The organism is Algoriphagus halophilus (genome assembly GCF_041729275.1).
Lineage (GTDB): Bacteria > Bacteroidota > Bacteroidia > Cytophagales > Cyclobacteriaceae > Algoriphagus > Algoriphagus halophilus_A.
The window spans coordinates 2,790,165-2,803,311 of the sequence record NZ_CP146486.1; the positions used below are offsets into that span (position 1 = coordinate 2,790,165).

The following is a 13,147-nucleotide window of genomic DNA, read 5'->3' on the forward strand; positions in this document are numbered from 1 at the left end:
GATGAAAAAAGAATTGAACCACCTCCTAGGATGTATCCTTTTACTCCTCTCTATCCCTGCTCAAGCCCAAAAAGAAAAGGTCGTAGGATTTTGGGCAGTTGAAAATGTAAAGGTTGGAGAAGAAAACATGACGCCGGTGGCCAAATGGTTCAAAATAAACCAAGATGGAACCTATCAAGCAGGAAATGGATGGTTACAAAATGGGGAGGGTCATTGGGATTTCGACGCGAAAACAAATAAGTATGCTGCTCAAGACAATTTAGATGTGGAAGATGATTTCGGGGATTTTGACGTCTCATTTACGGGTGAAAAAATGATATTCGAACGCGAAGAAGAAGGGATGCATGTAAAAGTGATATTAGTACCCACCGAAAAATTACCGATGTCACCTACAGATTATTTGGAAGGAATTTGGGATTTGGTGGAAATCACAGAAAACGAGCAATCCATTTTAAACGAATTCGATGGAGAGGGAAAACATAAATTATTTATTCGTTGGGACAGGATCTACATTAATTTTTCTCCAGAAGGAAAAAGACTTTCGGGTTATTGGCATATCAATGGGCATAGGCCAGAAATCACCTTACTCCCCATCAAGGAGATCAGGGCCCTGAAAGCTGGAAAATCGAAGTGGATGAAAAGGAATTAGTAATGACCGGGATTTCAGATAGCAATCGAGGCATTCAACGAAAATACCAGAGGTTAAAAAGTTTTTAAATCAATTAAAACGAGTTTGGAAGACAAAATTACCCTTCTCCTCTTGAAGGATTCGAGGAATTTCCTAACTTTTATGATCTATAAACAATTGATGCACATAGAGATATGTTCGATTTAAGTAATTATCTCTATGGCAGCATCAAATAATGGACACTTTTTTAAAGATCAAAAATTTATGAAAAACCTTATTTCAAGCCTACTTATTGCCTTACTGTTCTCCCTTTCTATTTCAAGTTGCCAAGATTCCAAAAGTCCAGAATTGTCATCAGGTGCTGAATATTCAGAGCAAATCAAAAAAATCATTGAAGAAAAAATGCGAAGATCGAAACGTGGTATGCTGCAGGATTAATTGATTCTGTAGCCTCCCATTTTGCAGAAGACTGCATTCAATTACCTCCGAATCAGCCTCCTATCATCGGAAATGAAAATTTTAAAGAGGTGTGGAATCAAAATATTCAAATTGGTCAATGGGATTTTGATTTACGCACAGAGAAAGTGAAGGCAAGTGGAGATCTGGCCACAGAATATGGAACCTATACGCTTTCATTTACGCCAAATGAAAATTCACCCATACCAGCGATGACAGATCATGGAAGCTATGTGGTGTTGTGGGAAAAAATAGATCAGGAATGGAAAGTGCTTTGGGATGCGCCGGTGAGTGACCTACCCTTACCAGGATCAGGTCCTGAATTAAGTCCGGAAGAATAGCAAGGAGGTTATAAGGGATTCTCTACCAATAATTATCCATAGCCAATCTTTTCAAACTCATTTTTTCAGACTTTCATTTCTTGCGTAATACAATGAAAATGAATAACTTAAAGAACAACTGATTTAATTGATCGCTTTTTGGAAACTGTCCATTTGCCTATTAGAGGCTGTTTGTGGGAATAAATTATTGGGACAACTTGACTTGGCGTTTACACCTAAATCAACTTTTGACAGTAGCTCTCCCAAAATTATGAAACGTATTTTTTTATTCCTGACCTTTTTTTCTAACCTGGCATTTGCCCAAGATGGGGTAAAACCCATCATTGATGTTCACTTACATGGGTATACAGAACGCTCTTATTTCCCAATTCCAGGTGCTCCTGCCACCTTAGAGGAATTTAAAATGGAAATGAAAAAGAACTTTCAAAAATTTAACATCGTGGCTGCCATGAAAAGTGGAGGAATGTATGATCCTGAAATGGAAGAAAAATTTTTGCAGGGTTATGAGTCCAATAACTATCCGAAATTCGATACGCTGGAGTTTAAGAAGATGATCGAAGAAGGAAAAATTCAAGTCTGGGGAGAATTTATGCCTATGTTCAATGGCCTGACACTTGCAGATCCAAAATTCGCCCCTTATTTGGCCATTTGTGAACGTGAAGGAATCCCTATTGCCCTTCATTCAGGTGGTGGGCCTCCTGGAATTTCAAACCAATACAAAAAATTTAGATTGAGCTTAGGAGACCCATTACTTATCGAGGAAGTGTTGATTAACTATCCGAAGCTCAAAATATACTTAATGCACTCAGGCGGCCTATTTTATGACAACTCCCTTGCCCTAATGGAATTGTACCCTCAATTGTATTGTGGTTTAGGAGCTTTACTATGGATAAAAGATACCCCTACCGCTCTTTATGTAGAGGATTTTTTGATGAAGGCAAAAAAGGAAGAATGATCGACAGGATTATGTATGGTTCAGATGCAATGTATTGGCCAGATAATGTGAAAACCAGTATCGAAACTCTTGATTCTTTCAAATTTCTTTCGGAAGAAGATAAACGGAAAATATTTTATGAAAATGCTTTAGAATTTTTTGAATTGGATTATTTGAAAAAGTGAAGTTTGTTTTTAACCAAGCCCCTTTTTTCTGTAATTAAATGCATGGTAAATGAATTCTTTTATCATGTCGATAAACTGGAAAATATCATGATCCAATAAGCATTAAGAGAAACAAATAAAGCGCTATTCGGTTAGTTTACCATATCTTTCTGAAATTCAAGAAGTTTAATCCTAAAACTTAACCCAGGGGTAAGTAGCAAGACATGGACCTCATCATTTTATTTTTTTGACAATTCTTCCCTTCTTTTCTGTACAAGAAAAGCATACTGATTTAGTCTTATTCTCTTCAGATAGATCAGGAAACTCCGATATTTATTTGCTTTCCCCAAAGAGTCCAACACCAAAACAAATCACCTATTCTGATGCCGAAGAATGGGCTGCGACCTGGGTAAATTCTACAGAAATCTCATTTTTAAGGCAAAAAGGAAAAGTTATTACCAGACATCTTATCAATATTGAAACAGGTATAGAGTCAGTACTCCAACATCCTGTAAATTGCAGGTTGGATGATAAAAACATATTGTATTCCGCGGAAGGGAATTTACAATTATACCCTTGCGGAGGCGACATCTATCTATTTAATCGAGAGGATAGCAGCACTCTTAACCTAACTGAAGGAATCTCGGGCACATCCTCCTATCCTTGCTTGTCATTTGACGGGAATCAAGTTACTTTTACCAATAATCAATCCGGATCAAATGATATTTATGTGATGGATCTAAATAGCAGGGAAATGACCCAGCTTACACATTTTGATTCCAATGAAGAAAGGGGAGCACTTTCTCCAAATAATGAACTTCTAGTCTTCAGTTCAGACCATTTCGAAACAGGGAATCAAGACATTGTGATTATGAATTTGGAAACCAAAGAGCTGAGAAATATCACCTCTAGCCTGGGAACTGAATTAATTGCTAGATGGAATTCAGATGGAACTTCCCTTTATTTTGGAAGTAATCAAGCAGGAAACTGGGAGATTTATGTGTATGATTTGAAAGACCAATCTACGCAAAGGTTAACTTTCCATGATGGTTTTGATGGAGATCCAAGAATATTGAAATAAGCTTTTTCCAATAATTAAAATCAAAAAACTCGATTGAACTTTAATTTTAATATTAAACCTAAAATATTCATAGACCACCTACTCTTTTTTACTATTTTTTCTTAACTTTAATATAAGTGATTGATTTTCACCTTTTTACAACTCTCCCTTTCACTAGCTGAATTTATTTTTGTGTCTATTTCTCGATTCGCAGACACATATTTAGTATGATAGCAAATCCTTCCCTCGATTTTTGGTGGTATTTGTTCCATGTTTTGAGTTTGCTTTTAATTTCTTGCTTCGCGTATTGAAGTGTTGCAGTTTATATATTTTTCAACTTGAACTACATAAACCATGAGTACTCAAGCTTCACATTCTAACCAAACCCTTTATCAACGATTAGGAGGCGAAATGAAACTTAAGATCATTGTCGATGATGTTTTAGACAAGAATGCAAGTAACCCGATGATTGCCTATTATTTTGAAAAGATAGATATGGACCGGCTAAAGCTACTGGTATTTGAATTTTTCTCTATGTGTATTGGAGGACCTCATTCTTACTCAGGAAGAGACATGCGTACAGCCCATACCGGTCTAAATATTACGGACGAGGAATGGGATAGTGGAACTGAAGATACGATATGGGCTCTGGATAAAAATGGTGTGGATCCATCCACCAGAGATGAGGTCATTGCTATTCTTGAAACGATGAGGGGTGATATAGTTGGAGTTTAATCGTTCATCGCTCCTAGACCATAAATAATTCATTAAACCTTCAGGCCTAGGGATTACTACGCCTGTTTTACTTTCAACTTTTTCAGTATTCTACTAATTACAGTATTCCCCTAATCACAAATAGAATTGTTATCAAGAATTTAATTTCTTAAAAGCAACGCTCAAAGGAAAATTTTAACCTTGACTAGTTAATTCCCGTGAAATAGCCACAATCCAACATTAATTGGATTAAAACCCAAAATTAAAAGTCCATTATCTTAGGGAATTAAACCCCTTACCCCAAAAAGCATGAGTAAAAACCTCCTACTCCTTATTTTTTCTTATCTGGAATACAACTTATCAAAGCCCAAGAAACAAAAGAAATCACCATCGGCACCGTACACCAAATTCACTCTGATCAACTTAATGAGGATCGGGAATATTGGGTCAACTTACCCGAATCTTACCTTCAAGATGGCTCTTCCTATAAAAGATATCCCCTTCTGATCCTGCTAGATGGAAATGCACATTTTCGGTCCATCACGGGGATGGTAAACTATATGAGTACAGGCTACAATGGGAATCGGGTTATTCCTGAAATGATCGTAGTATCCATTCAGAATGTGGACCGAAGAAGGGACTTTACTCCAGACAAAATCATCACCGTTCGGGAAAATACTTCCTGAGGTGGAGAGCAATTTTTAAGTTTTTGGAAGAAGAACTGATTCCTGAGTTGGACGCCAATTACAGAACGGATTCTTATCGTATCCTATTCGGACATTCCTTAGGTGGCCTATTGGCTACACATGCTTACATGAAAGAAAAAACGCTGTTTAATGCATTTATAGCCGTAGACCCCAGCTTTGGAACCTGGGATGCGGAAACCTTGGATCAAAAACTCGAAGCAGTGACCGATCAGACTTATCAACGATACCTGTATCTAGCCACCGCAAACTGGGGAAAAAGGAATATCAGAAACCGAGATCGACATGTGAGATTATATGAGTCTTTGCATAGCAAAAGCCCTGGAGAATTTCCCGCCAAATTGGAGTACTTCGAACATGAAAATCATGGATCTGTTCCTCCCATTGCTTTTTATCAAGGCATCTCTTCTATGTTTGAGGGATATGGTATTTCTTACAGAGATATAGAAAGCATGGATCAACTGCTACTGCAATATCAATTGATTTCCCATCGACTTTCCTATGATTTTCACCCTCCGGAATACTTGGTCAATAGAGTCGGTTATGGGTTCCTTCAAAGCAAAAATCCGGAAGAGCTAGCCATGGCCTTGGAATTCTTTCTCCTAAATACCCAAAACTATCCTGAATCTTACAATGCTTTTGACAGCCTAGGAGAAGCATATGAAACTTTAGGTGATACTGAAAAGGCTATTGAGAGTTATCAGCAATCGCTAAATCTTTATCCTGCCCATGAACATGCCAAGAAAAAGATTGAAATTTTAAGAGCAAGTAAGTAATAAGGCATGATCAAGGCTAATTTCATAAATTGAAACTATGAAAGAGATGCTTAATTCAATAATATGCCTTACAGAAGAGAATTTTCAACTCTTTTCCAATGCATCAAAAAAGAAAGAATCGGCAAAAGGTGAGTTGCTTTTTACCCCTCAAAATATCTGTAGAAAAATCCTTTTCATAGAAAATGGGCTTTTACGAGGTTTTAAGATCAGTGAAGGCAAAGATTTTACCCATCACTTTTTTTCTGAAAATTGGTTTGCGACTGATTTTGAAAGTTTTTTAACCGGCAAAACCGGATCTTTATATATCGAAGCCCTAACTCCAATTACCTATTACGAATTTCAGAAAGATGGCTTGGAACAACTCTATGAACTTCACCCACAATTTCAAAAACTTGGAAGAATCATCGCCGAAAAAGCCTTCCTGTCAACAGTTGAAAAATTAAATGATATCCAAACACTCGATTTAAAAGGAAGGTACCAAGGAATGGTTGCAAAGAATAAAGAGTTATTTCAAAAAGTTCCTCAAAAGTACATCGCCTCCTATCTGGGCGTCTCGGAACAGAGTTTAAGCAGAATTAAAAAAGATTTTTTTCTTAACATTTGTGAATGCCTAGTAAAAAATTGAGCTGTTTTTTTGTGAATAAATTATTCTAAACATGCGACTCGGGATCTATCTATCCACATTTCTCCTTTTTATTTCAAGCTTTAGTTTAAAGCAAAAAAAAGCATCTGACTTTACCCCAACTTTTACTATTTCAGAGAATCCAACACATAAAATTCCCAAAGGACAGATTTATACATTTGGATATTTGGAAGTTCTTGAAAACAGGAAGTCCCCTTCAAGTAAAACTATTAAGGTCCCGGTCTACATTTTCAAAAGCCGAAATCCCAACCCAAAAAAAGATCCGATCATCTATACCGTTGGAGGTCCGGGATCAAGTACCATGCCTTCAGCTCAGTATATGAATTCCTACCAATACCTGGATGACAGGGATTTCATTTTGATAGAACAAAGAGGAACTTACTATGCTGAACCACACTTGGATTGCCCAGAATGGTCACTAGCAATTTATGAATCCAACCAACCGAATTTTGATTCAAGAAACAAAGATGAACTTTTCGAAAATGCTGCAAGAGCTTGCAAAGAGAGGCTGGAAAATAGGGGGATAGATTTAAATGCTTTTACCACAAATGAAATTGCAGCAGACATACATGACCTTGTTCAGGTGTTAGGAATCGAGGAGTACAACCTTTTGACCATTTCATACAGTACAAAAATCGCTCAGGTTCTAATGCGTGACTTTCCTGAAAAGATCAGAAGTGTGGTCATGGATTCCCCTCTTCCTTTAGAGGTGAACTATGATGAGGAAAGCGTAGGCAATCTCTTACAGACTGCAGAGAAGTTATTTGCTGACTGTGAATCTGAGGAGAATTGTAATTATGCATTCCCCTTGATAAAAAGACGATTTTTTGATTACCTCATCGAAAAAACAAATAATCCATTGGAGGTTTCTGTTCAAAACCCTAAAAATGGGGAAAGAGAAACATTCTATCTAAAAGGGAAAGATTTTATATCCATATTCTCATCTGCTTCCACTGAAGAAGTAGCAAGAATTCCCTTTGAGATCAATAAGCTTCTCGATGGTGATTTAACCTCTGTGAAGGAGCAATTAATCAGCTTGTTTCAAGAGCCAGGAGATGGAGCCGGAAGGGGAATGAGACTTTCTGTTTGGTGTGCAGAGGAAAACCCATTCAATTCAAGCGAAGTAATTGAAAATGAAACATACAAATACCCAGAAGTAACAGGATTGTCTCCTGTCGTTTTCAAGGATGAAATCTGTAAAATTTGGTCAGTGAAAACGGTGTCTGAAATTGAAAATGAACCAGTGGAGAGCAATATCCCTGTCTTGTTAATCAGCGGGGAATATGATCATGAAACTCCAGTCAAATGGGCTGCATCAATGACTACTCATCTAAGCAAAAGTTACCATTTAGTTTTTAAAGGATGGAAACATACCCCTACCACCAATTGGAGTAATCCTTGTGCTATGGAAGCAGCAAACGAGTTTTTCAATAATCCGAATAGATTACCAAATCCCTTATGTCTGAATGAGCTAAAGAACCTGGAGTTTTATACAGGCTATTGATTTCTTCCACTAAGGAAAGCAGGTAACGTTTGTTATCTAGTGAGTAAATCTTACTTTACAATCTTCCTAGGTATCGCCGAAGGCAAGCGACTCAACATTTCATTATTCAACAGCTGGGTCACTTGAGTAAATGAGCTGATATTGATGGTATTGTTATTTTGCCGACCAACCAGCACCACTTCATCTCCCACTTGTACATCCGGGATATGGGAGACATCCACCATAAACAAATTCATATTGATCAATCCCACAATCTGGGCTTTCTTTCCCTTGATCAATACATGTCCTCGATTGGATTGGGCTCGCGGATATCCATTGGAATAGCCTAAAGGCATCACAGCCACTTTCATGTTTTGGGAAGCTTGATAGGAAGTCCCATAGCCGATAAACTCACCAGCCTCCACATCCCTGACATCCATCACATCAGTTTTCCAGGTAAAAATTCGCTTCAGTGCTCCATCAGATTGCTTCCCGATTTCCTGCAAATGGGAATAATAAATATCGGGACTGGGCCAGAATCCATACTGTGCTACCCCTATTCGCACCATGTCATACACGGTATCTTTGTAAGCCAAGGCGGCCGCAGAGCAAGCGATGTGTCGGATTTCAGGAAGAATTTTCTTTTGCTGGCATTGCTTTAGGAATCCTTTGAACCGTTCATGCTGTGCATTGATCTTGAATAAGTTTGAAAAATTTTCTGCTCCCCCAAAATGAGTGCAGAGACCTTTGAAAGCAATCTCCTCTGGATGCTTCTTGAGAAAACTTAAAGTAGGAGCGAATTCTTTTTTGGTCATTCCGGTACGGTTGGCACCAGTCTCTACCTCGATATGCACTTTTGCTTGCTTTCCTACCTTCTTTGCCAACTCCAGCACCAGTGGTAGGCGCTCATAGTTGAACACGTAAAATTCAATTTCATTTCGGATTGCCCATTCAATATCCTCGTCATAAAGAATACCCATAATCATCACATCACTGACCTCTGATTTGGCTTCCAGAACTTCCTCCGCTTCAAAAGCTGAAGCAGTAGCAAAATGCCCTACTCCAGCTTTTTCGGCCATCTTTACAAAAGATCGAATGCCATGGCCATAGGCATTAGCTTTGACCACAGAGGAAATCCGAACCCCATCTCCGACCTTTTTCCGATGAAATTTATATTATTCGTTAGCGAGGATTGACTCAATTCTATTCTCGACGAATGTCTTACCATAATTTTGTTTGTTGATTCCATACATAAGATTTTCCCCAGCTTTCCCTAGCCATTTTTTCCACCTTATTGAGCTCCTCTTGGGGCACCTCATTGAGCTTATTTCTCACATTCAATGTACTATAATGAAAGGCATAAACCCGTGCAGCAAAATGATGGAATGGTAAAGAAGATTCACCCTGTTTTTCTCCTTGACCATGCACGGAAGGCTTAATTCCCTGTCCCCAATCTTGTCGACCTTCGTTGTTTGGATTGAGAAAATAAGCCCGCAATTCACCTTTTTTATTTTCCTCTACTCTAAGTAAGGACACAGCATGAAAGCCGATCATATCTCCTTTGTTGCTCGTAATGAAAATTCCTACGGGATTAGGATACACCATTTGTTGATTCCCATTAAAGTGAGGATGAAAAGCCCCATAAAAGATTCGAAGATAGCCTGGGTAATCCATGATGGAGTTACTTAGGTAATCGTAACAGGAAGCAAAGCCCACTTGTATCCACTGACCATACATCGCCGGATTGACCCATTTGTGTGGGTCGTCTAACCTACCTGCAGATAACCTCATCATTTCATTGTAGATCTTATCCAAATGAGGAACTAACACCACAGATACTACATCCAAGTTGTAGTCGAGCTGATCCACTAAGCCTTTCAACAGATTGTTTGAAACCAAATTTTGGTTTTCAAATCGCATTATCAGGTTGTTTTGGGTGGACACTGTGATGATCATGTCAATCAGTTTTGCAGGAGAGTGCTGACTCCACATACTGATCCCCCTAGCCGATTGGCAGGTAGGGTTATTGCCTTGACCCACTCCAAGCGGTTGACCCAGAACCTTGATCGTACCCCCAATCAAATATTGAAGTGCCGTGATATCCGCATCTGGGTTTGTCAAGGATTTCATAATCTTTTTTCCACTTGAGGATTGATTTTAATGCGTCGTAGGTTTTCCAAGCCTATTCTAACAGCCCTTCTGGAAAACAGGTTTTTGCCAAGCATCCTGGCCAAACCATAAATGCATTGGCAATTGTCCCAGCTGACTGTTTCCAAAATCAAGTTGGAAACCATGTCATGGAATTTTTCCCATTCAGCAATTCCACGGTCATTCAGATCCAGACAAATAGGAACCAAGTTTGGATTTTTCTCAACTATAAATCGCAGTAGGAGGGCATGATATCCACTTACCAATCCTGTGGCATTCATATACTCCCCCATGGAAAGAGATTCCGATGCGAGTTCCGTTTCAGTAGCCTGATCTAAAAACTCTAGGTAGGCTTCTTTTCCTTCTTGCAGTTTGGCTCCTTCAGATGGTGCAAAAAGCGCATTGATGTAAATGCGAATCGCTTTATCCTTCTTAGTAGTACCGGAAGTATCAAATCTTCTATTAACCAAGCTGATCAATTCACGAGCTTTTTGGGTCCGAATAGGTCGTTGCTCACATACCATCTGAACTTCATCCACTAACTTTCCATAGACTCCATTGAGATCCATTTCAGACATGATAAAACCAAAGAGATTGAAGGCTTTTTTCAACTCCCGGTCTGACATCTGTACTCGGGTTTCCTCATTTGGCTCCCTGAGTGCAAATTCAAGATTATGCACAATGACTTCTTCTAGAAAACTTTGCGCATCTTCTGCAGAAAGTAGCTCATGGACATCCTCCCCTTTGGCATAACGAAGCATGCGCAATTCGGATAAGGTTTCAAAACTAGAGGATGGATGCCCATGCTTGAGCGTACCTTTCACTAAAAATGGAACCAACTTATCAGGATCATTCCATGAAGTCCCCTGAAAAAGCCCGCTTGCTCTAGCTCCACACTTTTGTGATAAAGGTAAGCAAGACCTGATCTTGTCAAACTCAAAATATCAATGTGGCTGGCTAACTTGGTTGCTTTTTCTTTCTTTGTGAGTGCTCCAGAGTCGATAAACTCCTGGAGACTTTGATCGAAATTATTAAATACCTTTTCGGTCGTCAATCCCATTAATTACTTCAGATTATACATAAAATTCTTCTTCCTCATAATGTTTTAGAAGCTCAGTCATACGATCCGGATCCTCCCCTTTGAAATTGATGGTTCCAAAGTGATTACCGAATCCATTTCGGTCTGCACTTAACTTCTGCCCTTCATAAGGTGCAATCAACGTATGCTCCACGAAATAAGGCTCATTATTGAGAGACTCAGGGATTTCTAACTTGGAGAACTGACGCTTCTGTGGATAGATCATTACATTGCCATGGTAGTTTTTGGGTTTGAAATCCTTGGCAGGGAATATTTCATCCAATTCTTCCTCCGTAATATTTGGATCATGGCTAATCACAAAGGCTGACAAGGCGTCAAATTCATAGGATTTAGAACATAGTTCCAGAATATGACCTCCTGGAATTCTACAGGCAGTTTCTCCGAAATTAAGCTCATCTTTTTCAGTCAAGAACCACTCTGGGTGAACCATACCATATTCGATTCCAAAGATGTCTACCATCTTTTGAACTTCTTTGTGGATCAAATCCCGCTTGCTTTCCAAATACCTTCCTTCTGGGATAAAGTTTGAGTAACCCAGTTTCACATATTCTGTAATATTAAGGAATCTGATTTTTCCTTTGTTGATAAATGCTTCACATGAAAACTCACGACCTGGCAAATGGCTTTCCGCCAAACAAGGAAAATCACTATCCTCACATTTTTCATCTATATCACTCATGGAGCGAAGTAGTCTGTGTCCTACCGTACCTGCTGAAGCAAATGGCTTGATGTGTACCCAGCTATCTTCTTCTCCTTCTAACTGAAGGTTTGCTTGATTCAACCGTTTCATAAAGGCCTTGACACCTTCCTTATTATATACCTCTTCAAACAGTCCAACTCGCAAACCACCGATCAATGCCTTTCGCTTCATCATGGCCTTATTACGGAATAAAAATGCCCTATTTAGTACACGTGGGTCTCCACGATAAATTGAGTTAAGAGCTCCTGCCCATTCCACTGTTTCTTCGTATAAAGGAACTGCCACATCCGCGTCAAATGCTTTCAGCTTTTCATAAAGGTCAAGGGAATTGGAGCTATCACTCCACTCATCTAGTTGATAGGGAAGAAAAGGGATATTATTTTCTTGTGCATATGGTTCAAAATCTGGAAAGGAAACTACTACAAAAGGTCTTCCTGTTTTTTGCATACTTTCTATGACGGGCAAACTCCAGCCCATTAGTGCGAAACATTTAGCCATGATTTAAATGGATTAAGGGTTAAAAACTGATTAATTGGATGTCTAATGCAACACTGGATGGTGTGATAGAGAATTGGACAGATCAGTCAAAAGATCAGACATCCTCTTATACAAGGGATCTTACAAGAAGTTCGTTCCATAAATTTTCAATCCCTTAGTAGAGTACAAGAATTCTTAGAATATTAGAATGAATTTGGATTTTAGGAAGTGGAAAAAAGCAGATTTAAACTGTATTCTAGTTTACACCTGCACTTTTTTGTGAAAATAACCTAGCTGCTTAAAACAGTTCTAAAGGAATACCATTTAAGTACAACCCTATCTATTTATTTTCTAACTACTGTTGATTATCAGAAAATTAAACGAGCTTCAAATTGATTTATAATAAGTTATTACATGATTTTAATCATATTTAAACCTACCCATATTGACTAACTTAACATTTGTATTAAAGATTGAAATCTTCTTTTCAGTAGTCAGTAATTTTTCCCAATTCGAATCGCTATGCAAATAGTCCGCTATTCAGTTTTTTAAACGAAGACAAGATCTAAGAATACGCAGATCATTTAGATAACAAATCGAAAAACCTAGCTCAGTTATGAATTCTTCATTTTCACAAAAAGCAGTCGGATTCCTAGTATTAATACTTGGTATTTTAAGCTACATTCCTACTAGCATAGCTCAAGAGGTGATCCCATTTCCACAAAAGAAATCAGGTGGAACTCCTGGCTTGACGATTCAGGAATCAATTTATAGCCCTAACAAAGAAAAAGCTATTTAAGTAAAGACGCTCCAAATATCA

General features: G+C 38.4%; 16 protein-coding genes. 12 read left to right on the top strand and 4 right to left on the bottom strand.

Annotated features, from left to right (window positions below; genetic code table 11):
* Window position 1 precedes the first annotated feature (1 nt).
* The 11 genes from V8V91_RS14950 to V8V91_RS15000 all read left to right on the top strand — a co-directional run bounded on the left by V8V91_RS14950 (window position 2) and on the right by V8V91_RS15000 (window position 7,924).
* On the top strand, window positions 2–649 hold the full coding sequence (locus V8V91_RS14950; RefSeq protein ID WP_373395891.1) for a hypothetical protein: 648 nt from the start codon (window positions 2–4) through the stop codon (window positions 647–649).
* Between the two features lie 243 nt (window positions 650–892).
* A complete protein-coding gene (locus V8V91_RS14955; RefSeq protein WP_373395892.1) occupies window positions 893–1,066 on the top strand; it encodes a hypothetical protein in 174 nt (57 codons plus the stop codon).
* Entirely contained in the window at window positions 1,066–1,425 is a 360-nt protein-coding gene (locus V8V91_RS14960; RefSeq protein ID WP_373400704.1) for a DUF4440 domain-containing protein, read from the top strand. The genes V8V91_RS14955 and V8V91_RS14960 overlap by 1 nt, the downstream gene beginning before the upstream one ends.
* A 250-nt stretch (window positions 1,426–1,675) precedes the next feature.
* A complete protein-coding gene (locus V8V91_RS14965) occupies window positions 1,676–2,380 on the top strand; it encodes an amidohydrolase family protein (RefSeq protein WP_373395893.1) in 705 nt (234 codons plus the stop codon).
* Window positions 2,377–2,544 (top strand): amidohydrolase family protein, encoded by a 168-nt coding sequence (locus tag V8V91_RS14970; RefSeq protein WP_373395894.1) that lies wholly within the window; start codon window positions 2,377–2,379, stop codon window positions 2,542–2,544. Before V8V91_RS14965 ends, V8V91_RS14970 begins: the two co-directional genes overlap by 4 nt.
* A 226-nt stretch (window positions 2,545–2,770) precedes the next feature.
* The gene (locus V8V91_RS14975; RefSeq protein ID WP_373395895.1) at window positions 2,771–3,604 is read left to right on the top strand and encodes a TolB family protein; all 834 of its coding nucleotides are present in this window, start codon (window positions 2,771–2,773) and stop codon (window positions 3,602–3,604) included.
* A 333-nt stretch (window positions 3,605–3,937) separates the two neighbouring features.
* Window positions 3,938–4,318 (top strand): group 1 truncated hemoglobin, encoded by a 381-nt coding sequence (locus tag V8V91_RS14980; RefSeq protein WP_373395897.1) that lies wholly within the window; start codon window positions 3,938–3,940, stop codon window positions 4,316–4,318.
* Between the two features lie 539 nt (window positions 4,319–4,857).
* Window positions 4,858–4,983 (top strand): hypothetical protein, encoded by a 126-nt coding sequence (locus V8V91_RS14985; RefSeq protein WP_373395899.1) that lies wholly within the window; start codon window positions 4,858–4,860, stop codon window positions 4,981–4,983.
* Window positions 4,984–4,994: 11 nt separating this feature from the next.
* A complete protein-coding gene (locus tag V8V91_RS14990; protein ID WP_373400705.1) occupies window positions 4,995–5,777 on the top strand; it encodes an alpha/beta hydrolase-fold protein in 783 nt (260 codons plus the stop codon).
* Window positions 5,778–5,823: 46 nt separating this feature from the next.
* Window positions 5,824–6,402, top strand: coding sequence for a Crp/Fnr family transcriptional regulator (locus V8V91_RS14995; RefSeq protein WP_373395900.1), 579 nt, complete (start codon window positions 5,824–5,826; stop codon window positions 6,400–6,402).
* A 31-nt stretch (window positions 6,403–6,433) separates the two neighbouring features.
* Window positions 6,434–7,924 carry an alpha/beta fold hydrolase gene (locus V8V91_RS15000; RefSeq protein WP_373395902.1) on the top strand — a complete coding sequence of 497 codons (1,491 nt, stop codon included), beginning with the start codon at window positions 6,434–6,436 and terminating at the stop codon, window positions 7,922–7,924.
* Window positions 7,925–7,974: 50 nt separating this feature from the next.
* On the opposite strand, the gene alr is transcribed toward V8V91_RS15000, so the two are convergent.
* The 4 genes from alr to V8V91_RS15020 all read right to left on the bottom strand — a co-directional run bounded on the left by alr (window position 7,975) and on the right by V8V91_RS15020 (window position 12,348).
* Complete coding sequence (alr, locus tag V8V91_RS15005; RefSeq protein ID WP_373395903.1) at window positions 7,975–9,030, bottom strand: alanine racemase; 1,056 nt, start codon at window positions 9,028–9,030, stop codon at window positions 7,975–7,977.
* A gap of 94 nt (window positions 9,031–9,124) precedes the next feature.
* Complete coding sequence (locus V8V91_RS15010) at window positions 9,125–10,033, bottom strand: hypothetical protein (protein ID WP_373395904.1); 909 nt, start codon at window positions 10,031–10,033, stop codon at window positions 9,125–9,127.
* The gene (locus tag V8V91_RS15015) at window positions 10,030–10,890 is read right to left on the bottom strand and encodes a hypothetical protein (protein ID WP_373395905.1); all 861 of its coding nucleotides are present in this window, start codon (window positions 10,888–10,890) and stop codon (window positions 10,030–10,032) included. Before V8V91_RS15015 ends, V8V91_RS15010 begins: the two co-directional genes overlap by 4 nt.
* A 234-nt stretch (window positions 10,891–11,124) precedes the next feature.
* A complete protein-coding gene (locus V8V91_RS15020) occupies window positions 11,125–12,348 on the bottom strand; it encodes an acetyl-CoA carboxylase biotin carboxylase subunit family protein (RefSeq protein ID WP_373395907.1) in 1,224 nt (407 codons plus the stop codon).
* 595 nt (window positions 12,349–12,943) lie between these two features.
* Between V8V91_RS15020 and V8V91_RS15025 the strand changes: the two genes are divergently transcribed.
* Window positions 12,944–13,126, top strand: coding sequence for a hypothetical protein (locus tag V8V91_RS15025; protein ID WP_373395908.1), 183 nt, complete (start codon window positions 12,944–12,946; stop codon window positions 13,124–13,126).
* Window positions 13,127–13,147 lie beyond the last annotated feature (21 nt).